This is a genomic window from Spirosoma luteum DSM 19990 (assembly GCF_000374065.1).
Taxonomy (GTDB): Bacteria; Bacteroidota; Bacteroidia; order Cytophagales; family Spirosomataceae; genus Spirosoma; species Spirosoma luteum.
In genome coordinates this window covers 12,655-33,844 of the sequence record NZ_KB893268.1, presented here as the reverse complement: position 1 = coordinate 33,844, position 21,190 = coordinate 12,655, and the positions used below count along the sequence as shown (strand labels likewise).

At 51.0% G+C, this 21,190-nt stretch carries 24 protein-coding genes; 12 read left to right on the top strand and 12 right to left on the bottom strand.

Features of this window, described 5'->3' with window-relative positions; all coding sequences use genetic code 11:
* Positions 1-319: 319 nt before the first annotated feature.
* The 4 genes from B156_RS0118255 to aroQ form a co-directional block, all read right to left on the bottom strand.
* Complete coding sequence (locus B156_RS0118255) at positions 320-1,354, bottom strand: glutamine synthetase beta-grasp domain-containing protein (RefSeq protein WP_018621216.1); 1,035 nt, start codon at positions 1,352-1,354, stop codon at positions 320-322.
* A 327-nt stretch (positions 1,355-1,681) separates the two neighbouring features.
* Positions 1,682-2,257, bottom strand: coding sequence for a MarC family protein (locus B156_RS0118250; RefSeq protein ID WP_018621215.1), 576 nt, complete (start codon positions 2,255-2,257; stop codon positions 1,682-1,684).
* Between the two features lie 5 nt (positions 2,258-2,262).
* Positions 2,263-3,291, bottom strand: a complete 1,029-nt coding sequence (locus B156_RS0118245) for an aminotransferase class V-fold PLP-dependent enzyme (protein ID WP_018621214.1) — start codon at positions 3,289-3,291, stop codon at positions 2,263-2,265.
* Positions 3,292-3,352: 61 nt separating this feature from the next.
* Positions 3,353-3,778, bottom strand: a complete 426-nt coding sequence (aroQ, locus tag B156_RS0118240; RefSeq protein WP_018621213.1) for a type II 3-dehydroquinate dehydratase — start codon at positions 3,776-3,778, stop codon at positions 3,353-3,355.
* Positions 3,779-3,780: 2 nt separating this feature from the next.
* Here aroQ and xerD point away from each other — a divergent pair, with 2 nt between their 5' ends.
* Positions 3,781-4,701, top strand: a complete 921-nt coding sequence (gene xerD / locus B156_RS0118235) for a site-specific tyrosine recombinase XerD (protein WP_018621212.1) — start codon at positions 3,781-3,783, stop codon at positions 4,699-4,701.
* Between the two features lie 199 nt (positions 4,702-4,900).
* Here the strand turns inward: xerD and B156_RS0118230 are convergent, their stop codons facing one another.
* Positions 4,901-5,437 (bottom strand): hypothetical protein, encoded by a 537-nt coding sequence (locus B156_RS0118230; protein ID WP_018621211.1) that lies wholly within the window; start codon positions 5,435-5,437, stop codon positions 4,901-4,903.
* A 79-nt stretch (positions 5,438-5,516) separates the two neighbouring features.
* Here B156_RS0118230 and B156_RS0118225 point away from each other — a divergent pair, with 79 nt between their 5' ends.
* Positions 5,517-6,743 carry an aminotransferase class V-fold PLP-dependent enzyme gene (locus B156_RS0118225; protein ID WP_018621210.1) on the top strand — a complete coding sequence of 409 codons (1,227 nt, stop codon included), beginning with the start codon at positions 5,517-5,519 and terminating at the stop codon, positions 6,741-6,743.
* 39 nt (positions 6,744-6,782) lie between these two features.
* Here B156_RS0118225 and gloA2 read toward each other — a convergent pair whose 3' ends face one another.
* From gloA2 to B156_RS0118210, 3 genes are all read right to left on the bottom strand, one after another.
* A complete protein-coding gene (gloA2, locus tag B156_RS0118220; RefSeq protein WP_018621209.1) occupies positions 6,783-7,181 on the bottom strand; it encodes an SMU1112c/YaeR family gloxylase I-like metalloprotein in 399 nt (132 codons plus the stop codon).
* A 5-nt stretch (positions 7,182-7,186) separates the two neighbouring features.
* A complete protein-coding gene (locus tag B156_RS0118215) occupies positions 7,187-7,381 on the bottom strand; it encodes a hypothetical protein (protein WP_018621208.1) in 195 nt (64 codons plus the stop codon).
* A gap of 88 nt (positions 7,382-7,469) precedes the next feature.
* A complete protein-coding gene (locus B156_RS0118210; protein WP_018621207.1) occupies positions 7,470-7,973 on the bottom strand; it encodes a SixA phosphatase family protein in 504 nt (167 codons plus the stop codon).
* Between the two features lie 219 nt (positions 7,974-8,192).
* Here B156_RS0118210 and asnS point away from each other — a divergent pair, with 219 nt between their 5' ends.
* The 3 genes from asnS to B156_RS0118195 all read left to right on the top strand — a co-directional run bounded on the left by asnS (position 8,193) and on the right by B156_RS0118195 (position 11,705).
* Positions 8,193-9,662 carry an asparagine--tRNA ligase gene (gene asnS / locus B156_RS0118205; RefSeq protein WP_018621206.1) on the top strand — a complete coding sequence of 490 codons (1,470 nt, stop codon included), beginning with the start codon at positions 8,193-8,195 and terminating at the stop codon, positions 9,660-9,662.
* Positions 9,663-9,683: 21 nt separating this feature from the next.
* The gene (locus B156_RS0118200; protein WP_342664432.1) at positions 9,684-10,838 is read left to right on the top strand and encodes a complex I subunit 1/NuoH family protein; all 1,155 of its coding nucleotides are present in this window, start codon (positions 9,684-9,686) and stop codon (positions 10,836-10,838) included.
* A 204-nt stretch (positions 10,839-11,042) separates the two neighbouring features.
* On the top strand, positions 11,043-11,705 hold the full coding sequence (locus B156_RS0118195; RefSeq protein ID WP_018621204.1) for a phosphatase PAP2-related protein: 663 nt from the start codon (positions 11,043-11,045) through the stop codon (positions 11,703-11,705).
* Between the two features lie 166 nt (positions 11,706-11,871).
* Here the strand turns inward: B156_RS0118195 and B156_RS32415 are convergent, their stop codons facing one another.
* Positions 11,872-12,003 carry a hypothetical protein gene (locus B156_RS32415; RefSeq protein ID WP_018621203.1) on the bottom strand — a complete coding sequence of 44 codons (132 nt, stop codon included), beginning with the start codon at positions 12,001-12,003 and terminating at the stop codon, positions 11,872-11,874.
* Positions 12,004-12,339: 336 nt separating this feature from the next.
* Between B156_RS32415 and B156_RS0118185 the strand changes: the two genes are divergently transcribed.
* The 7 genes from B156_RS0118185 (at position 12,340) to B156_RS32250 (ending at position 18,614) form a co-directional block, all read left to right on the top strand.
* Positions 12,340-13,155, top strand: coding sequence for a phytanoyl-CoA dioxygenase family protein (locus B156_RS0118185; RefSeq protein ID WP_018621202.1), 816 nt, complete (start codon positions 12,340-12,342; stop codon positions 13,153-13,155).
* 98 nt (positions 13,156-13,253) lie between these two features.
* Positions 13,254-14,027: an SDR family NAD(P)-dependent oxidoreductase gene (locus B156_RS0118180; protein ID WP_018621201.1), complete on the top strand. Its 774-nt coding sequence runs from the start codon at positions 13,254-13,256 to the stop codon at positions 14,025-14,027.
* 198 nt (positions 14,028-14,225) lie between these two features.
* Positions 14,226-15,704 carry a DEAD/DEAH box helicase gene (locus tag B156_RS0118175; RefSeq protein ID WP_018621200.1) on the top strand — a complete coding sequence of 493 codons (1,479 nt, stop codon included), beginning with the start codon at positions 14,226-14,228 and terminating at the stop codon, positions 15,702-15,704.
* 581 nt (positions 15,705-16,285) lie between these two features.
* Positions 16,286-16,468, top strand: coding sequence for a type II toxin-antitoxin system HicA family toxin (locus tag B156_RS0118170; protein WP_018621199.1), 183 nt, complete (start codon positions 16,286-16,288; stop codon positions 16,466-16,468).
* Positions 16,469-16,483: 15 nt separating this feature from the next.
* Complete coding sequence (locus tag B156_RS0118165; protein ID WP_018621198.1) at positions 16,484-16,873, top strand: hypothetical protein; 390 nt, start codon at positions 16,484-16,486, stop codon at positions 16,871-16,873.
* 368 nt (positions 16,874-17,241) lie between these two features.
* Positions 17,242-18,165 carry an IS110 family transposase gene (locus tag B156_RS30385; protein ID WP_245563777.1) on the top strand — a complete coding sequence of 308 codons (924 nt, stop codon included), beginning with the start codon at positions 17,242-17,244 and terminating at the stop codon, positions 18,163-18,165.
* Between the two features lie 5 nt (positions 18,166-18,170).
* The gene (locus tag B156_RS32250; RefSeq protein ID WP_245563776.1) at positions 18,171-18,614 is read left to right on the top strand and encodes a transposase; all 444 of its coding nucleotides are present in this window, start codon (positions 18,171-18,173) and stop codon (positions 18,612-18,614) included.
* A gap of 221 nt (positions 18,615-18,835) precedes the next feature.
* Here the strand turns inward: B156_RS32250 and B156_RS0118155 are convergent, their stop codons facing one another.
* The 3 genes from B156_RS0118155 to B156_RS0118145 form a co-directional block, all read right to left on the bottom strand.
* On the bottom strand, positions 18,836-19,651 hold the full coding sequence (locus B156_RS0118155; RefSeq protein WP_026260899.1) for an acyl-CoA desaturase: 816 nt from the start codon (positions 19,649-19,651) through the stop codon (positions 18,836-18,838).
* Between the two features lie 104 nt (positions 19,652-19,755).
* The gene (locus B156_RS0118150) at positions 19,756-20,415 is read right to left on the bottom strand and encodes a DUF4159 domain-containing protein (protein ID WP_018621196.1); all 660 of its coding nucleotides are present in this window, start codon (positions 20,413-20,415) and stop codon (positions 19,756-19,758) included.
* An 18-nt stretch (positions 20,416-20,433) separates the two neighbouring features.
* Positions 20,434-21,153, bottom strand: a complete 720-nt coding sequence (locus tag B156_RS0118145; RefSeq protein WP_018621195.1) for a 16S rRNA (uracil(1498)-N(3))-methyltransferase — start codon at positions 21,151-21,153, stop codon at positions 20,434-20,436.
* Between the last annotated feature and the right edge of the window lie 37 nt (positions 21,154-21,190).

The following is a 21,190-nucleotide window of genomic DNA, read 5'->3' as shown; positions in this document are numbered from 1 at the left end:
CGCACACTCACAAGCCCATTGCTGACAACAGGGCGGCAAATAGACGTATCTTCGCGTAGCGTAGTGGAGCATCCTACCCAACATAGTATTGTACACAAAACTGCGGAACTACTCGCCCTGATTATCAGCCTATTTCAGTTCCGCTACATCTTGTCAACCAGACACTACTTTGATCGTTTAAAGTTAAAGAAACAACTTCGTTTGATACCATCATAGCCGTTACTCAGTCAATTTATCAAACGGTAGCCGATGCAGGCAGGTCACAAAAAAAGCCCGGCTACTAGCGTAACCGGGCTTCATTATCAGGGTATTTTTGACCTTAAGCTGCTTCCATCACTTTAGCCGACTTAACGGTTTTGATGATAACGGCCGCTACTTTATAGGGGTCGGCCGCCGAGTTGGGACGACGATCTTCGAGCCAGCCTTTCCAGCCGCGCTCCACCGTAGCGATGGGGATACGGATAGAAGCACCCCGGTCAGAAATTCCATAGGAGAACTGGTCGATGGACTGAGTTTCGTGCTTACCCGTCAGGCGTTGCTCGTTGTCGGCACCATACACGGCAATGTGCGCTTTGATAATATCGGATGGTGAGAAAGCCTGACAGATGGTATCGTACACGGCTTTGTTACCAGCCGTACGAAGCGCGGTGTTAGAGAAGTTAGCATGCATACCCGAACCGTTCCAGTCGGTAGCACCCAATGGCTTGCAGTGCCAGTTGATAGACATGTTGTATTTTTCACCAATGCGCTCCAGCAGGTAGCGGGCTACCCAAATCTGGTCGCCGGCTGCGGCTGCACCTTTGGCAAAAATTTGGAATTCCCACTGACCAGTAGCTACTTCGGCGTTGATACCTTCTACATTTAAACCCGCTTCCAGGCAAGCATCCAGGTGTTCTTCAACAACGTAACGACCATAGGCATTCTGGGCACCTACTGAACAGTAATAAGGCCCCTGCGGACGGGTTGGGAAACCTTCGGCGGGGAAACCAACCGGCTTATCCGTGTTAATATCCCATAGGAAGTACTCCTGCTCGAAGCCAAACCAGAAATCATTATCGTCATCCTGAATCGTAGCCCGACCATTGGATACGTGAGCGGTACCGTCGGCGTTCAGGACTTCGCACATAACCAGATAACCGTTCTTGCGCTGTGGGTCAGGGCAGATAAAAACAGGTTTCAGCAAGCAGTCCGATGAGCCGCCTTCTGCCTGCTCCGTCGAAGAACCGTCAAACGACCACATGGGACAATCATCCAGATTACCCGAGAAATCGTCTTCAATTTTTGTTTTTGACCGTAAGCTCTGGGTTGGCTTATAGCCATCAAGCCAAATGTATTCTAACTTCGCCTTTGCCATAATGTACAAGTGGATTAATTGAATAGGGTTTTGTCACCATACGTTCAGCAAATATAATACGGCTTTACAATAATTTATTAATGCCATTTGCCAATACAGCCATATTTAGTACTGATTTTATAGAAAAATTATAATTTTAATTCGTTTGATCCAGTAAATGACCGCACTTACTGCCATTTTTTAACACGTCATCATTTTGGCTATCCAAACAAAAAAAGGCCCTCATAGCCTTCTTTTAGCTTATCATTATAGTCGTTTTAACGAAAAAATGTGGTTTTTTCAGGATTTCAGCTTTCCTACTAACTGACCATAGATAAATCAGTTAGCCTAAAAGCCAGCAATAAGGTTTGTTTTCAGAAGTTTTATGGCGATAGCCAGCAGAATAATCCCGAAGATTTTACGCAGCACCGCCAGCCCTCCGGCACCCAGCCGGGTTTCGAGCCATGCCGACGATTTGAGGACCCCATAAATCAGCAGCAGATTGAGGATGATACCAATGATGATGTTGAGCGTCTGGTACTCGGCCCGCAACGAAATGATGGTCGTCAGGGTACCTGCACCTGCTATCAGCGGAAAGGCAATGGGTACAATGTGCGTAGCCCCGCCCGAATCAATCTCTGGTTTAAAAATAGTACGGCCCAGAATCATCTCCAGGCCAATGAGAAAAATAACCAGGGCACCCGCCACCGCAAACGACGCAACATCGACCCCGAAGAGGTTGAGAATTCGCTCACCAACGAACAGGAACGAAACCATCAGTACCCCTGAAGCAAACGTGGCCCGCTCCGATTCGATTTTGCCGGTCTTTTTCCGAAGGTCGATGATGACCGGTAACGAGCCAATCACGTCAATGACTGAGAACAAAATCAGGGTGACGGAAACTGCTTCTCTAAAACTAAACATGAAAGCTACAGTGTCTGTTGATTGGCATACGACCGAAAAAACCCCGTTAAGGTTCCAATCTCTTCGTCGTCAATAGCCGGGAAGTTAGCGATACGGAATGTCGTTGTTTTCCAGTCGCCGTAGCCGTTCCCCAGCGTTATACCCGCCTGTTGGGCGGCTGCCTTTACGGCTTTAATGGCCTGCTCGGCTCCAGACACGGCAATAACCGTATCGGACCGGGTAGCCGGGTCGTCAATGAGTAGTGTAAAGGGGGTCTGGTTCATCTCGTGGTCGAAAAATGCGTACCAGTCCGCTGCCCGCTGTTTGGTACGGGCACTCACTTCTGCAATCCCCGGCACCTGTTGCAGTACGCGCATGAGCAGGTAAATACCCAGGCCATTGGGGGTACACGGCGTCTGAAATTTCGAGAAGTTTTCGTGGATAAAAAGCAGGCTGTTATAATGGTCACGCTCCCCAATTTCTTCGGCTCGTTTCAGGGCGGCTGGCGAATAAATCAGGACGGCCAGCCCCGCCGGTAATCCAAAACACTTTTGCACCGACGCAAACCAAACGTCGGCCAGCGTCCAGTCGAACGCCACACCCGCCATCGACGAAACAGCATCGACGGCGATGAGCGACGAAAAATCCCGGCGAAACTGGGCCAGCGTATCCATGCTAACTTGGGTACCGTTGGAAGTTTCATTCTGCACGATGCACAGCACGTCGGCTTCGTTCAGGCTGGTGGGGGGCTTGATGCGGTACGCATACTCCGCCCATTTCTTACCGAAAGCACCGCTATGCGGGTGCAAACTGGCGTGGGCCGTGAGCGACTGCGACACAATTTCCCAGCATTCGGTGGCCGAAGAGACCAGCGCAACATGATAATCAGCCGGAATGTCGAGTTTCTCGTGCAGCAGCCGAACGGTTTCCTGCACAATGGTCATAAACCCAGCACTACGATGATTCAGGCTCACAATACCTTCACGCACGGCTTCGGCGGCATACTCCGCCACCTGCGGATATACTTTAGACGGTCCTGGGTAGAAGGTAATCATCTGAATAATGAATTATAAATGATGGATGATGACCGGGTCGCCGGTGCGATGATGAGTACTATCAAGAATTCATCATTAAATACCTTACTGCCAGTTCGTAGCCCATCAATCCCATGCCCACAATAACGCCTTTGCATTTGGCGGAGAGGTAACTATGGTGTCGAAACTCCTCGCGGGCATGGACGTTGGAGATATGGACTTCCACTGCCGGGGCCGTTACGGCCGAAAGCGCATCGGCAAGGGCGATGGAGGTATGAGTGTAAGCCCCCGCATTGATAACGATGCCATCCACCTCAAAACCCAGTTCGTGAATTTTATCCAGCAGTTCGCCTTCGTGGTTCGACTGAAAATAGCGTAGTTGCACATCGGAGAACTGTTCTTCGAGCGTTTTCAGGTAGTCGACGAACGAACGGTTACCATAAATACCCGGCTCGCGCTTACCCAACAGGTTCAGGTTCGGGCCGTTGATGATGAGAATCTGTTTCATATATGTGGCAAAGTTATATAAACGCCTTCAAGAACTACCTCAAGCTGGAACGATCACTGGCCGAAAATTCAGTGGAGGCTTACCTGCACGATGCTGAAAAATTGTATCAGTTCATCCTGCTAACCGACCCCGCCCTGAACCCGATGCAGGTGACGGAGAAGGAACTGATGAATTTTCTGAAGTACTTGGGCGAGTTGGGTCTTTCAGCGCACAGTCAGGCCAGAATCCTATCGGGGCTGAAATCGTTTTTCAAGTATCTGTTACTCGAAAACCTGATTCAGCACGACCCAACGCAACTGCTGGAAGCACCCAAGCTGGGACGTAAGCTCCCCGACACGCTTAGTTTTCCCGAAATTGAGGACATCCTCGCGGCCATTGACCTCTCTACCCCCGGCGGCCCCCGGGACCGGGCCATGCTGGAGGTGCTGTACAGTTCGGGGCTGCGCGTGTCAGAACTATTGAATTTGCGCCTGACCAACTGTTTTTTTACTGAGGGATTTATCCGGGTGCTGGGCAAGGGCGACAAAGTTCGGCTGGTACCCATTGGCGAGGATGCCATGCACTACACCCGCATCTACGTTGAGCACGTTCGCAGTAAGCTGGCTATTCAGAAAGGGGACGAAGACAGTATATTTCTCAACCTGGGCGGCAAGCAACTTTCCCGCATTTCAGTTTTTACCACCATTAAAAAGCTGGCGGCAGAAGTAGGCATTACCAAAACGATTAGCCCGCACACCTTCCGGCATTCCTTTGCTACTCACCTCATTGAGGGTGGTGCCGATTTGCGGGCCATCCAGCAGATGCTGGGCCACGAGTCCATTACGACAACAGAAATCTACACCCACCTCGACCGCGACTATCTGCAACAAACGCTGCGGGAGTATCATCCGAGAAGCCTGAACCGTGATTTTAAGCCGATTTAAATGATTTACAGAATATCGATACGGATGAAATGATAAGCAGGGAAATCATCCGGGTCCTTTTAAAATTGCACTGGGGCGTCAATGCTGTTCAGACAAAAAAAGTCCCCGCTGTCGAAACGACGGCGGGGAGACCCGATCTAACTAACCCAAAACTAAATGAAACAATGCACTCCTCTTATCTTTAAATTTATATCGCCTGTCAGGCATCCACCGTTGTCTTGTCGCCCACAAACTGTTGCTGCTGGTTTTTGAACAGCAGGTTGAACGAGGTCAGGCTCCCGTAAATCCGGGTGATGTATTGCTGAATATTGACCTTCTCTTCATTGTCGAGCAGGCTGGCGTTTACGCGCTGTTCGAGAACCGGCAACCGGTCGCGTACCATCACTAGTTTATGAAAGAACGCATCGATGGGCATTTCCTTCGTCGCTAAATCGGCCCGGCCGGGTTTGAGTATCAATTTCCCGCCTTTCCATTTATCGCCCAGCGGCACCAGTTCCGTTTGGTCAACCCACCGCTGAAGGATGCGGGTCAGCGACTGTTCAACATCGAACAGGCTAACCAGATCACTATCGGGTTCCAGGGCTTCGAGGATGGTCAGGGGTGCGTCGAATTTTAGTATCTTCACCCCCGTTTCGATAAACGTAATGGTGTAGCCACTCCCTTTCAGGTTGATAACAACGCCATCGCCAAACTCATCATGCCGGATTCGGGACCCAATGCCCAACAGGGTATTCATAAAAGACCGTATTTACGTTCACGAATTAATACAGGCAAAGCTCGTGCCAGAATAACCGAAGCAGTAGCGATAGACCCACATGAATACAAAAAATTCTCCAATAAGTACACAAAAAGACAAATTCACGTTGCCTGAAGGCGTTCATTACCTGAACTGCGCCACCCGTTCGCCCCTGAGTAAAAAAGCGGAGCAAGCCGGGTATGATGCCGTTCGTCGGGACACTAACCCCTTCGGCCTGCACCCCGATGATTTTTTTCGTGGCGCTACTCACGTCCGTTCCTTATTCTCGGAACTTATCCACGACAGGAGCACTGGCGGTGCGACACACCAATCACCCAACCCCGAACGTATTGCCATAATTCCATCTGTATCCTACGGCATGGCGGTGGTGGCACGAAACTTGCCAGCAAGGCCGGGCCTTCGGGCGGGGCAGAAGATAGTACTTGTCGGAGATGAATTTCCGAGTGATGTGTACGCCTGGGACCGGGTCTGCACCGAACTGGGGCTAAGCATCGTAACCGTTCCCATGCCCGCTGAATTTCCGAAAGGCCCCCTGTGGAACGAACGCCTGCTGGAGGCTATCAGTCCCGACACGGCATTGGTGGTGGTACCACCCGTTCACTGGATGTACGGCATCCGGTTCGACCTGGAAGCTATCGGTCGGCGGGCGCGGGAGGTGGGCGCGTGGCTGGCCATCGACGGAACACAGGCCATTGGTGCTCTGCCGTTCGACCTGGATGCTATCCAGCCCGATGCCGTTATTTGCGCGGGCTACAAATGGCTGATGGGCCCGTACTCGCTGGGGCTGGCTTACTTTGGTCCGGCCTTCGACGATGGCATTCCGTTGGAAGAGGGCTGGATGAACCGGCTCGACAGTAATCAGTTTCACCGGCTGATGGATTACCAGCCTGCCTACCGGCCCAAAGCGTACCGGTACAACGTGGGCGAACATTCGCATTTTATGCAGATGCCCATGCTCGAAGCCGCCCTGACGCAGCTTATCGAGTGGCAGCCAGTTCGTATTCAGGACTACACAAAAGCCCTGATGGCTGATGCTTGGCCGGTCCTGGAAAACCTAGGCTGTTCGCTCGAACCGGAAAACGGTAGCCGGGGCCGTAGTCATCACCTGATTGGCCTTTGGCTCCCCGACCACGCTGACCCAATGGCTGTTCAACAAGCCCTGCTGGCCGAAAACGTATCCGTATCGGTCCGATCAAAGGCCATGCGCATCGCCCCGCACGTGTACAACGTACCCGAAGATGTGGATGCGCTGGTGCGGGTGTTAAGCGCGAAACTGAAGGCGTAGGGCATGGGGCATTTGACTTTAACCCTAAGCCACGGGGTATCAGACCACCGCCCCTTCATACAACTCAAGGGGTAGTCCGTCGGGGTCGGCGAAGAAGGTAAAACGTCGTCCGGTATGTTCATCAGTGCGGACGGGTTCGGTCTGGATACCCTGTTGGTTCAGGTGATTGATGGCCGCATCAAGGTCAGAAACGGAGAAAGCGAGGTGCCGCAGTCCAACTGCTTCGGGCCTCGACGGGCGAACGGGGGGAGTCGGAAAGGAAAATAACTCAATCAGGTACTGGCCATTCAGGGCCAGATCAAGCTTATACGACTTCCGTTCGGCCCGGTAGTGTTCGCCCAGTACCGAAAACCCCAGCGTTTCGGTGTAGAAGCGTTTGGAGATCTCGTAGTCCGAAACGATGATGGCAATGTGGTGAACGGCCGTTAGTTGGAGCATAGTAATTAAGGCATTAATAAGGTATCTGTAGCCATTGTGTCCACGGCAGTACCATCTTTTTGTACAGGCAATGCCCGTTCCAGTTCACGGTGTTTATTCCAGGGTGCCGTGGTCCGGCTGGCCATGTCGATAGCAAACAGGGCGACGATGATGGTGAAAACGATAAAGACGATGATAAAAATTCGACGGTTACGGTTCACGTTCTTATTGATGAATTACGACCGGGTCGCCGGTGCGATGATGAATGATTAATGTCAGAAGATGGCCGATACCAAAATGTATCATTCATCATTCTTTTACCAGTTGTTTTGGTCCTATCTGAAACGCCAGGCTACCGGTCCGGCCCGATACTTCAGCCCAGGTGAGATTATCGAACGTTACGGCAACCACCTCGCCTTTACTCATGGAGCCAATAGTCTGATGCGTCAGGTACTCGGCCAGATACGACACATCGGGGTTGTGCCCTACCACCATTGCCGTTTCTGTTTCACCAGAAAGTGCGTTAATGGCCGCCAGATACGCCTTTGGCCCGCCGTCGAACAGTCGGTCGTCTAGTTGAATCCTTTCCAGGTCGAACCCTATCTGTTCGGCTATCATCCTGGCAGTGTCTTTGGCACGGGGTGCCGTACTGCTAATAATAACAGCAGGGTTGATGCCCTGCTGGTGCAGGTGACGGCCCATACGGGCGGCTGCCATGGTGCCATCGGATGTAAGTTGCCGGTCGTGGTCAACCATAAACGTCCCCCGGTCTTCGGCTTTGGCGTGGCGAACAATGTATAACGTAAGGGGCATAGGGAGCGTTTTTGGTTTATGGTATTCGGTTTACAGTTTTTGATTTACGGTTCATTATGGCAAACACCGTAGACCCAAAACCGTAAACCTGTTTTAGTTGGCACAAAAATAGAACGACAATTGGCACGCCGTGGTTTTACCGATTAAAATTGTCTGCGGGCGTTTCAACCGACAATCCGTACTTTTGCGCCGTAAACATTCGCTGGCCGTCGTTTTAGTATGAGTTATCAATCCATTCAGCAGTTATTGAAAACCAGTCCGGTGGGTACCACCGTAACCGTGAAGGGCTGGGTCCGTACCAAGCGTGAAAGTAAGAACGCTACTTTTATTGCCTTAAATGATGGGTCGACCATCAATACCATTCAGGCCGTTGCGGAGACAGGTATACTGCCTGAAGAAACCCTGAAACTCATTACCACGGGTGCCTGCGTGGCTATAACGGGTCAGCTGGTTGAGTCGCAGGGAGCGGGGCAGTCCGTGGAAGTCAAACTGGAAAGCGTTCATATCTACGGCCCCGCCGACCCGGATAAGTACCCGCTGCAACCCAAACGGCACTCGCTGGAGTTTCTGCGCGAGATAGCTCACCTGCGTCCGCGGACCAACACCTTCAGTGCTATTCTACGCATCCGGCACGCGCTGGCGTTTGCCGTGCATAAATACTTCAACGACAACGGATTTTTCTACCTGCATACGCCCATCATCACGGCATCCGATGCCGAAGGAGCGGGTGAGATGTTCCGGGTCACCACGCTCAGTGCCACCAAACCACCGCTCACGGAGGATGGTAAGGTCGATTACAGCCAGGATTTCTTTGGCCGGGAAACCAACCTGACGGTGTCCGGGCAATTGGAAGGCGAACTGGGCGCACTGGCCCTGGGAAAGGTTTACACGTTTGGCCCAACCTTCCGGGCCGAAAATTCCAATACCACCCGCCACCTGGCCGAGTTCTGGATGATTGAGCCCGAAATGGCTTTTTACGAGCTGGAAGACAACATGAATCTGGCCGAGGACTTCGTTAAAACCGTTATCCGCTACGCCCTGCAACACTGCGAAGACGACCTGACTTTTTTGGACAACCGTCTAAAAGAGGAAGAAAAGAGCAAAAAGAAAGAAGAGCAAAGTGAATTGAGTTTGCTCGAAAAGCTCCAGTTCGTCATCAGCAATGAGTTTGTCCGGCTCACCTATACCGAAGCCGTTGAGATTCTGGCAAACTCGAAACCGGCGAAGAAAAAACAGTTTCAGTACGAGGTAAGCTGGGGCGTCGATTTGCAGTCGGAGCACGAGCGGTATCTGGTGGAGAAACATTTCAAAAAACCCGTTATCCTGACCAACTACCCCCGGGACATCAAGGCGTTCTACATGAAGCAGGACGACGCACCGGCCACCAACGAACGGGGCGAAACGTTTGGCCAGACCGTGCGGGCAATGGACGTGCTGTTTCCCGGTATCGGCGAAATCATCGGTGGCTCCCAGCGCGAAGATAACCTGGACAAACTAACGGCCCGGATGCAGGAAGTAGGCATCGAACCGGAAGCACTCTGGTGGTACCTGGATACGCGCCGGTTTGGGTCGGCCCCGCACGCGGGCTTCGGCCTTGGTTTCGAACGGCTGGTTCTGTTCGTAACCGGCATGGGCAACATCCGCGATGTCATCCCCTTCCCCAGAGCACCAAAGCAGGCAGAATTTTAACCTAATGATGAATGATAAATTATGAATGATTGCGCTTCGCGTCAGCCAATTCATCATTTATCATTCTTCATTCTTCATTCTTCATTCTTCATTATGCTAGCAGTTCCCATTTTCCTGGCAATGGCTTCCGGCTTCGTGGTGGTCGGGGTGTACACCGAGCGCAAGGTATCGGCGTTTATGCAGGACAGGCTGGGACCGATGGAAACGGGAAAATGGGGGTTGCTGCAACTCTTCGCCGATTTACTGAAACTGCTCCAGAAAGAAGATATTGTTCCCACCGCTGCCGACCGCACGCTTTTTCTGCTGGCTCCCACCCTCATTTTCGTGTCGGTGTTTGCGGGTTTTGCCGTAATGCCCCTCACCCCAACCTTGCAGGGGTCGGGTGCGGCAGTGGGGGTTTTTTATCTGCTGGCCATCGTCTCCTTCGATGTAGTCGGCATTCTAATGGCGGGCTGGGGCTCGAACAACAAATACTCACTGTTTGGAGCTATGCGGTCCGTTGCGCAGATCATTTCCTACGAAATTCCCCTTGGCCTAACGATTCTGTGCGTCGTGATGATTTGCCAGACTCTCAACCTGCAAACGCTTAGTTTCCAGCAGGGCATTTACACCCACGAAACCAATTATCTCTTCGGGCTGAAAGCCCTGGGGATCGATGTTACGGGCTGGGGGGGTATTTTCTCCTGGAATATCCTGCGGAATCCGTTTCTGCTGGTTGCCTACGTCATTTTCTTCATCTGCACCCTGGCCGAAAGCAACCGCGCCCCCTTTGACTTGCCCGAAGGCGAATCGGAAATTGTGGGGGGCTTCCACACGGAATATTCCGGGATGCGGTTTGCGCTGCTTTATCTGTCCGAATACGCCATGATGCTGCTGGTATCATTTCTGGGTGCCGTTCTGTTTCTGGGTAGCTGGAACACACCCCTGCCCAATATCGGCCCCGTCCGGCTCGCCGACTGGACGAGTGGCGAACCCGGTACGGTATGGGGCCACCTGACCGGGGGATTCTGGCTCCTCTCCAAAGTGTTTTTTGTGGTGTTACTGCAAATGTGGGTACGGTGGACCTTCCCCCGCATTCGGGTGGATCAGATGATGCACCTGTGCTGGAAAGTGCTCACCCCCGCCGGACTGATTCTGCTCCTGATTTCGGGCATCTGGCGGTTGCTCATGGTATAAGGCGTATTAATGAATCAAAAAGCTTCCAGAAAGAGGTACCGGGCAAACCAGCCAAAAGGCAAATCCAGACTGGAATGTGACGAGAGGCAGACCAAAAAATAACGAAAAGCCGATCAACTATTCATCCTCAGATGTGTTGGTTTAGGATAAACGTATTTACAATACCTGTCTGCGTCGTAAATTCGCGGCCTTTTACCGTTTTACATGTCCATTTTAATCCCTGACCCCATCGGCGACTTAGCCTGGCAGGCCGCCTGGCAATCACCCGTTTTTCGCCGTAAGTTAATCATTGGCGTAGTCAGTGCGCTGGCGTTGCTGGGTACGTTCCCGTATTTCTTTTACACCATTGAGCAACACAGCGGCCCCGTTTTGAATGACTGGCTCCTGGCCAAACTCCCGCCTACGGATGTATCACTACTAATTTTCGGGATTATCTGGGCGGCTGCTTTACTCCTGCTCATCCGTGCCCGACGAAATCCAGCCATGTTTATGATATTCGTTTACAGCTACGTCATTATCAGTCTCTCGCGGATGTTGAGCATCAATTTATTCCCGCTCAATCCGCCCATTGGCCTGCTTCCGATGGTCGACCCGATCACCAATGCCTTTTATGGAGAGGTGTACATTACGAAAGACTTGTTTTATTCGGGCCACACCTCTACGCTCTTTCTAATTTTTTTATGCCTGCGCCAGCAGCGGGATCGGCTGTTTGCGTTCATTGGTTCATTGTTGGTTGGTAGCCTGTTGCTGGTGCAGCATGTGCATTATACCATCGATGTGTTAGGTGCTTTTGTATTCACGTACCCACTCTACCGGCTGGGAAAGTGGCTGGCCCTGAGTGGGTGGAACGCGGTGAAAGAGTCTTGAATTATAATTCAGTGCCTGAAACAGGACAGGGACAGCGTCTCTGAACTACCAGTTGGCCAAGACCCCAATCCCGGAACTTACCCGGAAAATAACTGGTAGGAAGTTGATGACTAAGGATGCATCGTTCGCCGGGAGAGTAGGTCTTTCCGTCGATGGCTGTAATAAATTATTTCCGCCGGGAGTACAAAGCCAGTGCTTGTGTGTTAAAGGTCCGGGTAATGGTATCCTGGCGATTAAAGCGAAACGCAAACGACCTGGTTGCCCCTATTGACCAGTCGGTTTCGATTGGTTGGGTCATAAAGGGTAAAATTAGCGTATTTCGAGTTTTACGAATGTTGGTGGTGCGGTCTGAGATGATAACGAAACACTGGCCATTTGTACCAGCAGTGTGCCGCGTATACCGGCTAACTGGCTGATCAACAGAAAAAAAGACCTTTTATCAAGAAAAGAAGGAACCGTGACTGGAATAGCCGTTACTTAAAGTCGCATTAATAATATTTCAGCAAAGTAATCCTAAAATTGTAAATTTCGTAGATTTGGGCTTTTATTGAACCGATCAAACTTGCGCCCCATAAATAAAGCGCAATAGCCGGTAGGCATCAACTACGGATCCTCCGCATTGTATATCACCGATATGAGCAAATTAGACTTGCCGCCCTTTAAACTGGGCGAAACGATTACCCCGGAACAACGCCAGTTTTTCAACAAAAACGGCGTTATCGTGTTCCGCAATTTCATCGAACCTCAAACGGTGAAACTTTTTATCAGCGAGGTTGAACGCATTGAAAAAGAGTGGCTGGCCGAAGGGCGCGATAAAGTAAATGGCATTCCGCTGAAGTTTGGTCAGGATGAGTCTGGCAACCCCATGATTCAGCGCATGTGCTTCCTGTCTCAACATAGCACCGCCCTTCACGAATTTTTGCAGGACCCCCGCCTACAGGCCGTTGTTGATCTGCTCCAGCCGTACGAGGGTCGTATCGCCGAAATCGAAAAAGACGGCCTTATCCTCAACCATTACATTCGCACGCCCAACAGTAAGTTTTCCCAGATGGGCTGGCACACCGACAGCCCCCGCGATATTTTCCTGGGCCAGCGCATCATGCCGATGCTCAACGTTGGGATTCACCTCAATCCTACCCCCTACGAGAATGGTGGGTTGCGGGTTATTCCGGGTACGCACAAGCAGGGTATCATTAAAATGCTGTTCCGCAAAAAGTATTTCGTAGATAATGACCCCGACAAACAGGAAATTGGCTTCGATATCAACGCCGGCGATTTGTCGGTACACGACGGTCGGTTATGGCACCGGGCGCAGCAGTCGCCCCACGTTGGCGAGGCCAGCCGTCGGCGCGTGATGTACGTACCCGTCGTAACGGGTAAATACATGCCCAAAAGCGAGAATAGCAAAACGCCGTTCTACCACCGCTTCATCTCGAAAGTAAATATTTAAGTTCATAGTTTACGGTTTATGCCGAGCCGCCGGTGCGGTTGGCTGACGCGTTAACAATTCCTTTGCGTCAGCCAACCGTAAACTATAAACCTTTTTCTATGACCTACGCCCTCATTACGGGAGCCAGCCGGGGTATTGGCCTGGCCATTGCCCAAGAACTGGCCCGCCGAAAATTCAACCTGTTGCTGGTAGCCCGCTCGGCCCCGGCGCTTGAGCAAACCGCCCGCCAACTGGCGACGGAACATGGTATCCAGACGGATTTTCTGGCTCTCGATCTGGCCGAAACCGGAGCCGCCCAACAGGTATATGACTGGTGTACGCAGAAAAAGTATGCGGTTCAGATGCTGGTAAATAATGCGGGTTATGGATTGAGTGGTTCCTTTGAGAAACACGCCCTTGCGGAACATACCGATATGATGCGGGTGAACATGACGGCTCTTATTGAACTAACGTATCTCTTTCTTCCCCAGCTTCGGCAACAGTCAAAAGCATATATTCTCAATATTGGCAGTTCAGCGGCTTATCAGGCCATCCCGTTACTCAGTTTGTATTCGGCCTCCAAGTCATTTGTTCTCCAGTTTAGCCGGGGATTGCATCAGGAATTGAAAGGCTCGCCGGTATCCGTTACCTGCGTATGCCCTGGTTCTACCGATACCAATTTTGTTGACCGGGCGCAAATCGGGGAGAAAGGACGCAATGCCGCAAAAAAAGTAAATATGACGCCCGAAGCAGTAGCCCGGCAAGCCGTAGAATCAACGCTGGCGGGTAAAACCGAAGTGGTAACGGGCTTCCTCAACAAAGCAGGCAAATTCATGGCGTGGCTATTACCCAAGGGGTTAGTTGAGAAAGCCGCCGGGAGTATTTACGAATAAGACCGAGATAAGGCAAGGGAACGGGGGTGATTCTGTGTGAATAGAATCACCCCCGTTCCCTTGCAACGAATTGTACTTCACCAATAAATGGCACTTTATTTGCCACAGGACAGTTATAACCGTATAACTTTACAAAGACGTTGGATGCTGGACTGAACATTTCCCCTATTCCATTACTTACCGACGTCCAACCAACATATGCAATTTTCCGACTTATCATTAATTGATCCGATCCTGAAGGCCCTCGCCGAAGAAGGATACACCACCCCCACTCCCATCCAGGAACAAGCCATACCGACGTTACTAAATCGCCGGGATTTGCTGGGGTGCGCCCAGACCGGCACGGGTAAAACAGCCGCGTTTGCTATTCCTATTCTACAACTGCTCGATGAAGAGCGCAGCAAAAACCCTAACGCTCCCCGGCGCATCAAAACGCTGGTAATGACCCCAACGCGTGAATTAGCCATCCAGATTGCCGAAAGTTTTGCGGCTTATGGCCGGTACCTCAAAATGCGGCATACGGTTATTTTCGGTGGTGTTTCACAACATTCACAGGTCAATTCGCTAAAGGCGGGTGTCGATGTACTCATTGCTACCCCCGGTCGCCTGCTCGACCTGATGAACCAGGGATTTATATCCTTGCGGGATGTGCAGTTTTTTGTGCTCGACGAAGCCGACCGGATGCTCGATATGGGTTTCATTCACGATGTCAAAAAAGTCATCGCTAAGTTACCCGAACGCCGACAGTCGTTGTTTTTCTCGGCGACAATGCCCCCCGACGTGGCAAAACTGGCCGATACCATTTTACGTAACCCAGCCAAGGTAGAAGTGACGCCGGCTTCATCAACGGCCGATACGATTACGCAGGCCATGTATTTTGTGGGTCGCGACGACAAGCGCAAACTGCTGGTTCATATCCTGAACGATCAAAAAATCAAGTCGGCCTTGGTCTTCGCCCGAACTAAGCACGGAGCCGATAAAGTGGTTAAAGATCTGTTGAAAGAGGGTATCGGTGCTGAAGCTATTCATGGCAACAAATCACAGAATGCCCGTCAGCGCGCGCTCTCGAACTTCAAGAGTCGCGAAACGCGGGTACTTGTAGCGACGGATATTGCCGCTCGTGGTATCGATGTGGATGAACTTTCGCACGTAATCAACTACGAACTGCCTAACATTCCCGAAACATACGTACACCGCATTGGCCGGACAGGTCGGGCGGGGCACGATGGTATTGCGCTCTCGTTTTGCGATGAAGAAGAAACGGAATACCTGCGCGACATTAATAAACTGATTGGCAAACGGGTACCCATCATTGAGAACCACCCGTATCCACCGGATTTTGACACGACGAAAGTAACGCCCGCTCCCCCGCAACGGCAGGGACAAGGCCGCAACGCAGGCAGGCAGGGTGGTGGCGGCCGGTCGAACGGTTCATCAAACCAGGGCTCGTTCCGCAGGGAGAGCAATGACAGCAACCGCCGGAACGAAACGCCGGGCAACCGGCAGCAACCCCGTGCAACCTCGCAAAGCCGCCCCGCCAGTCAGGACAGACCGGCACCCGGCCGTCGTGACGGGAATAGCAGCAGCTCAAACAAACCGGGCAGCACAAGCGAACGCCCGGGCCGTGGCACGGGTAATAGCCGGTACACGAATTTAGGCCCCGATAAAAATTACTAGACAGTTTCCACGATACAAAAGCCCCGGATTGAGGTCCGGGGCTTTTTGCGTGTAAGCCTATGCCCAGATGTTTTCCCCTTCTCCCCCGGTAAAGCGATGCGGCTTTATGCTTTATCCGTAGGCAACCCGGCCAATCCGGTTGCCAAAATGACGCAACTTCCTGGCTAACAAAGCATTTTCAACGTTTCCCTTGCCCAGACCAATACTACCCTTTATCCTTGTGATATAATTATTTCTTTTACAACACACCACATAATGTCAAACTTACGATAGCGCTAAACATTAATTATTTGGTTATCAAGCGGTTAAGGCTTAGTCATTTTTGCGTACAATAACATATTGGTTGATAGTCTATAAAGTGTCTGCATTTCCGGCTTTCGGTCGACAAATAGCACGCCCCAGAGGTCAGGTTTTGGGTATCCATTTCCGGCTCTGTGCGACAGGGTAAGCGTGCCCCAACAGTAAGGCATTGGCTCAATAAGCCAGTAGGGTTCGACAAGGCAAATGGAGAATATTTATAACTCCAATTTATTTGTAAAGATGGCACAAAAATGCGACTTTAGCGGTTTTGATAATTGAACATGACCGCGAAAGAGATACTCAAGTTGCTTTATGAGGATGGTTGGGTTGACAAAACCCAGAAAGGAAGCCACCTACAACTGGTGCATCCTACTAAATCCGGCAAAGTTACTGTAGCTATCCACAAAGGCGATATGCCCATTGGCACGCTCAACTCTATTCTTAAACAAGCTGGTCTGAAATAGGCAGTTACTCACAATATGGAACGGATTCAACTTATTATTGAAGCGGGTGCCCAACAAGACAGTCAGTCAGGTTTCTGGGGTCGTTTGACGTATGAAGACAACCTAATTGTCGATCAGGCCAATACGGTGGAAGCTTTACAACAGAACATGAGACAGCTTCTGCTAGATTTTCATGATGTAGATAATGTGGAGTTTGATTTAGCATATGACCTGTATGCCTTTTTTGAGCACTACGCTTACTTGAAAATCTCCAAGATTGCTGATTATGCTGGGCTAAACCCATCTCTACTTCGGCATTACAAATCTCAAACAAAGTTTCCATCGGCTGAGCAGGTGAAGCGGATTGAAACAGCAATTCACCAGCTTGCCAACGAACTGAGGCAGGTACATTTGGTGGCCGCTTAGGAGTTTTGCGTGGGTGGGTCTCCGTCGACAGGCAGTACGGCCCAAATTCAATGTTTTCAGCCCAACCGCCACCGTGTTCGCTCGCGAACGAACCCACAAGAACGCATGAACCCAAAAACGGCTCTTTTCTTATATTTACGTAGCTATCAGTAGCCCCTTCGTGGGAAGATCGTCCTTGTTCGTTGGTGCTTATCAACCCGTCCAACCGCCCGATTTGGCTATTCGTCATGGCGTGTTGTTATCATTCCATGCTTTGAGAACCCAACTGGTAGAAAAGGCTTGCCTTTTACTCCGTACATCCTTCTAATCGTTTATCTAAAATAGCCCGCTGATAGCCCTTTGTTTCAACTGCTTACTCCTTTTCAAGCATGAAAAAGCAGGATAACTATTTGGCCATGCCCATCGTCCACCAACAGGTGGCGGGCGTTGACATTGGCTCTCAGTTTCACGTCGTGGCTATCGGCGACGACCCCAAGCAATCTGTTCAACAGTTCGGCGTGTCCACCAAAGAGCTATTCCGATTGGCCCAATGGCTGACCGACCATCAGGTCAGGCACGTGGCGATGGAGGCTACCGGCGGCTACGAACGGCCCCTGGTCAACGTCTTACAGGAAGCAGGCTTTGAGGTGCTGGTAACGGCAGGGGCCAACACAAAAAACTACCGGCGCTTCAAGTCCGATACGTCCGATGCGATTCACATTCGTACCCTGCACAGTCTGGGTCTGCTGCCCCCCATCTTCCTGCCCGACGAGTTCTCAACACTGATCCGGCCTTTGGTGCGGCTGCGGAAGAGTTTGGTCGAAGATGCTGCCGACTACATCCGGCGTATTCAGAAAGCCCTGCGGGCGGGCAATGTACGGTTAGATACTGTGCTGACCGATACCAACTCGGTGTCGGGTTTGCGTATCATTGCCGCCATTTGCCAAGGTCAGGAAGACCCGCTTAAACTGGCCGACCTGGTCGATAGCCATTGTAAAAAGAAGCCCGCAGAAATCATCGAATTGCTTCGGGGCAACTGGACGGGAGCCATGCGCTTCGAGGTGGGCAGCAACTACCGGCTCTACCTGAATCTGCAAACCGAAATCGCTGAGTTGGATAAGGAACTTGACCGCCACTTCACCGACCATACCAACGGGCTGGAGCACCCTGCTACAATGGCCGACCCGACGGTAGGTCGTCAGAAGTTGCGCCAATCCCGTAACACGCCCCAATTACCCATTGAGCAATATGCTCATAAACTGTTGGGCGTTGACCTGAGTAACATCCCGGTTTTGGCCGGGATGCGCTGCTAACGTTCATGGCCGAAGTCGGTGAGTCAATTGCCAAATTTAACTCGGCCAAAGCCTTTGCCAAGTGGTTAGGCTTCACACCCAATAACAAGGCATCGGGCGGTAGAGTGTTGTCCAAAAAGACGTTGAAGAACAAATCGACGTTGCCCAACACGTTTCGGATGGTAGCTAATTCGTTGGGCAACATGAAAAAGCCCAATCCGATGACGGCGTTTTTCCAGCGGATTGCGTACCGGGCTGGCCGAATTAAGGCCATCACGGCCACAGCGCGGAAGTTGGCGGTGGTGGTTTACAAAATGCTCACGACGGGAGAAGCCTATGAGCCAACGAAATTGATGCGGGATATGGCCCAGGTGAAGCAGCAGCAGATCCGTCAGATGAAGAAAAAGCTGGCCAAATTTGGAATAACGGGCGCAGATTTGGGTCTTTTTGCTAACTTGTCAGCGAGTTGATTATGAGCGTGTTAGAAAGCATGCGTACATCCGACCATGTGTGTAAAGGCTCCCTATGGTCGCCATCAGCACATGGAGGTGTTGGGCGAATAAGTGAGAACGAAAGTAAAAATATCATTACTCCTATATAAACAATTCAACACACAGCCCCTACCCCCAAATGACAAAACCCCAAACCAGCGATGGCTTGGGGTTTTGTCTATGTCTAACGTACTGTATGTTTACGCTTCTACTTCATCTTCTACCGCTACCCGGCGGTCGTGGCCTACTTCAAACTGGGCTTTCTTAGCTTCGGCCGATGGCCGTAACCGAACGACGTGCAGCTTATGCAGGATGCCGATGAGGGGGAACGTAGGGTCGAACTCGAACCATTTAGCCCCGAAGTTGGCCGAATTGGGTCGCTTGTGGTGGTTGTTCTGGAACAACTCGCCCATCATCACTACATCCAGAATCAACGAATTTTTCGATTCGTCCTGATTGTCAAAATTCGAGTAGCCATACTTGTGGCCACTCCAGTTGATGATGGCTCCGTGTACGGGTCCCATTACAAAGTGAACAGGCAGCAGGAAGAAAAACGCCCAGTGCATATCCAGGTAGAAAAACGCCAGCAGATAAAACGCACTGTAAATAACGGCCCAACCCGCCCGAGAAAACCAGGAATCCCCTACTTTCTCAATGAAACTCCATTCGGGATAATTACGGTCGAACTGCTTTTCAACCGTCTGCTTACGGTGCAATACGGCGTTATAAATGTCTTTGGTCTTCCACATCATCGTAAAAATATTCTTGGTATGATGCGGAGAGTGCGGGTCTCTCTCGGTATCACTAAAAGCATGGTGCATTCGGTGCAGCACAGCATACGCCCGTGGGCTCAGATACGACGACCCCTGCGATATGTAGGTGAGGGCATAAAAGAACCGTTCCCAGAATTTACTCATCGAGAACATCTTGTGTGCCGAATACCGATGGAGAAAAAACGTTTGGCAGAACAGCGACAAATACCAATGCCCCAGGAATGCAACTAGTACAAAAACCACTATGGTGATTATTAAAGGATGAATGAGAGACTCGCTAGGAATATTACTACAAAACTAACGCAATTTTGAGTCGTTTGGGTTTCAATCCCCGAATAATACTTGAACTAATATGAGGTTGTCGCGTATTCCAGCAGGTTAGCGCCCATTCGTAGTGCCTGTTGGCGAACGGGTTCGGGGTCGTTGTACACGCTTTGGTCTTCCCAGCCATTGCCTAAATCACACTCGAAACTGTAAAAACAAACCAGTCGCCCCTGGTAAATCAGCCCGAAACCCTGGGGCGATTTACCATCGTGTTCGTGAATTTTGGGCAGGCCGGTAGCAAATCGAAACTTCTGCTGATAGACCGGATGGTTGAAGGGTAATTCCACAAAACTGAGTTCGGGGAAGACCTTCTTCATCTCCCGACGGATGAATTTATCCAGGCCGTAATTATCGTCGATGTGCAGAAATCCACCCGATATCAGGTACCGGCGCATGTTGCTAACGTCGGCATCACTAAAGGTCACGTTGCCATGCCCGGTCATGTGCACAAACGGGTAACCAAAAATATCGGTACTGCCCGGCTCTACGATGTCCTCTTCCGGGAAGATATTCATGCGCAGGTTAGCGTTGGCAAACTTAATAAGGTTGGGCAACGATGTTTTGTTGGCGTACCAGTCACCCCCGCCGTTGTATTTCAGTTTGGCGATTTTATAGGCGTACTGACCGTGGGCAATGATGAATGAAGAATGAAGAATGATGAATAGAACGAGCAGCTTTTTCATAGCTTGTTGAAGCAGGTATTACTGGTTTATAAAATTCAATAACTGGCAGGCTGTTAGTGCTGCTGTTTCGGTGCGGAGCCGGTTGTTACCCAGCGTCACCATCCCAAAACCGGCATCTACAGCCTGTTGTAGTTCCTTACCCGAAAAATCACCTTCCGGACCAATCAGCACCGCGTATTGCCCGTTTTTAGTAGCTACGTTCGTCAGTGGAGAAGGTGGTTCACTGGCGGGCAGATGAGCCAGAAAACGCTGCGGTTCGTCCACTGTTTTCAAGAGGTCACTGAATGAAACGGCCTCATCTAAACGGGGTAGAAACGATTGCAATGACTGCTTCATGGCGGCTATGGCAATTTTCTCCAGACGTTCCAGCTTCAACACCCGACGCTCGGAATGCTGTCCGAAAAAGAAACTGATTTGTTCGATGCCAATTTCCACGGCTTTCTCCACAAACCATTCGATCCGGTCCATATTCTTGGTTGGTGCCACGCAGATACGAATAGAGAACGACCGAAGGGGGGTTGTTTGTGTATTCGTAATTCGAAACTGGCAACGTCGGCTATCAGCCTGTGTAATAACGGCAGTATGTCGGTTTCCGTTTCCATCTGTTACGGCAATAACCCCGCCAATGCCAAGCCGCAATGTTTTAACGGCATGGCGTGAATCGTCTTCGGTCAGAAAATTATCCTGACCCGGCGCATCCACATCGGCGGGCCGACCGGGCTGGTAGAATAAGTGCATAGGGCAAAGATACACACCACTTTTCTGTCATGGGGCC

What these genes read in the sequence shown, in the direction of transcription:
- B156_RS0118150 (WP_018621196.1), bottom strand. Translation starts at nt 20,415, where the DNA reads ATGAAAAAGCTGCTCGTTCTATTCATCATTCTTCATTCTTCATTCATC.
- asnS (WP_018621206.1), top strand. Translation starts at nt 8,193, where the DNA reads ATGAGTTATCAATCCATTCAGCAGTTATTGAAAACCAGTCCGGTGGGT.
- B156_RS0118245 (WP_018621214.1), bottom strand. Translation starts at nt 3,291, where the DNA reads ATGATTACCTTCTACCCAGGACCGTCTAAAGTATATCCGCAGGTGGCG.
- gloA2 (WP_018621209.1), bottom strand. Translation starts at nt 7,181, where the DNA reads ATGCTCCAACTAACGGCCGTTCACCACATTGCCATCATCGTTTCGGAC.
- B156_RS32415 (WP_018621203.1), bottom strand. Translation starts at nt 12,003, where the DNA reads ATGACCCAACCAATCGAAACCGACTGGTCAATAGGGGCAACCAGGTCG.
- aroQ (WP_018621213.1), bottom strand. Translation starts at nt 3,778, where the DNA reads ATGAAACAGATTCTCATCATCAACGGCCCGAACCTGAACCTGTTGGGT.
- B156_RS30385 (WP_245563777.1), top strand. Translation starts at nt 17,242, where the DNA reads ATGAAAAAGCAGGATAACTATTTGGCCATGCCCATCGTCCACCAACAG.
- B156_RS0118200 (WP_342664432.1), top strand. Translation starts at nt 9,684, where the DNA reads ATGAATGATTGCGCTTCGCGTCAGCCAATTCATCATTTATCATTCTTC.
- B156_RS0118170 (WP_018621199.1), top strand. Translation starts at nt 16,286, where the DNA reads ATGACCGCGAAAGAGATACTCAAGTTGCTTTATGAGGATGGTTGGGTT.
- B156_RS0118210 (WP_018621207.1), bottom strand. Translation starts at nt 7,973, where the DNA reads ATGCCCCTTACGTTATACATTGTTCGCCACGCCAAAGCCGAAGACCGG.
- B156_RS0118165 (WP_018621198.1), top strand. Translation starts at nt 16,484, where the DNA reads ATGGAACGGATTCAACTTATTATTGAAGCGGGTGCCCAACAAGACAGT.
- B156_RS0118225 (WP_018621210.1), top strand. Translation starts at nt 5,517, where the DNA reads ATGAATACAAAAAATTCTCCAATAAGTACACAAAAAGACAAATTCACG.
- B156_RS0118185 (WP_018621202.1), top strand. Translation starts at nt 12,340, where the DNA reads ATGAGCAAATTAGACTTGCCGCCCTTTAAACTGGGCGAAACGATTACC.
- B156_RS0118250 (WP_018621215.1), bottom strand. Translation starts at nt 2,257, where the DNA reads ATGTTTAGTTTTAGAGAAGCAGTTTCCGTCACCCTGATTTTGTTCTCA.
- B156_RS0118195 (WP_018621204.1), top strand. Translation starts at nt 11,043, where the DNA reads ATGTCCATTTTAATCCCTGACCCCATCGGCGACTTAGCCTGGCAGGCC.
- B156_RS0118255 (WP_018621216.1), bottom strand. Translation starts at nt 1,354, where the DNA reads ATGGCAAAGGCGAAGTTAGAATACATTTGGCTTGATGGCTATAAGCCA.
- B156_RS0118180 (WP_018621201.1), top strand. Translation starts at nt 13,254, where the DNA reads ATGACCTACGCCCTCATTACGGGAGCCAGCCGGGGTATTGGCCTGGCC.
- B156_RS32250 (WP_245563776.1), top strand. Translation starts at nt 18,171, where the DNA reads ATGGCCGAAGTCGGTGAGTCAATTGCCAAATTTAACTCGGCCAAAGCC.
- xerD (WP_018621212.1), top strand. Translation starts at nt 3,781, where the DNA reads ATGTGGCAAAGTTATATAAACGCCTTCAAGAACTACCTCAAGCTGGAA.
- B156_RS0118145 (WP_018621195.1), bottom strand. Translation starts at nt 21,153, where the DNA reads ATGCACTTATTCTACCAGCCCGGTCGGCCCGCCGATGTGGATGCGCCG.
- B156_RS0118230 (WP_018621211.1), bottom strand. Translation starts at nt 5,437, where the DNA reads ATGAATACCCTGTTGGGCATTGGGTCCCGAATCCGGCATGATGAGTTT.
- B156_RS0118175 (WP_018621200.1), top strand. Translation starts at nt 14,226, where the DNA reads ATGCAATTTTCCGACTTATCATTAATTGATCCGATCCTGAAGGCCCTC.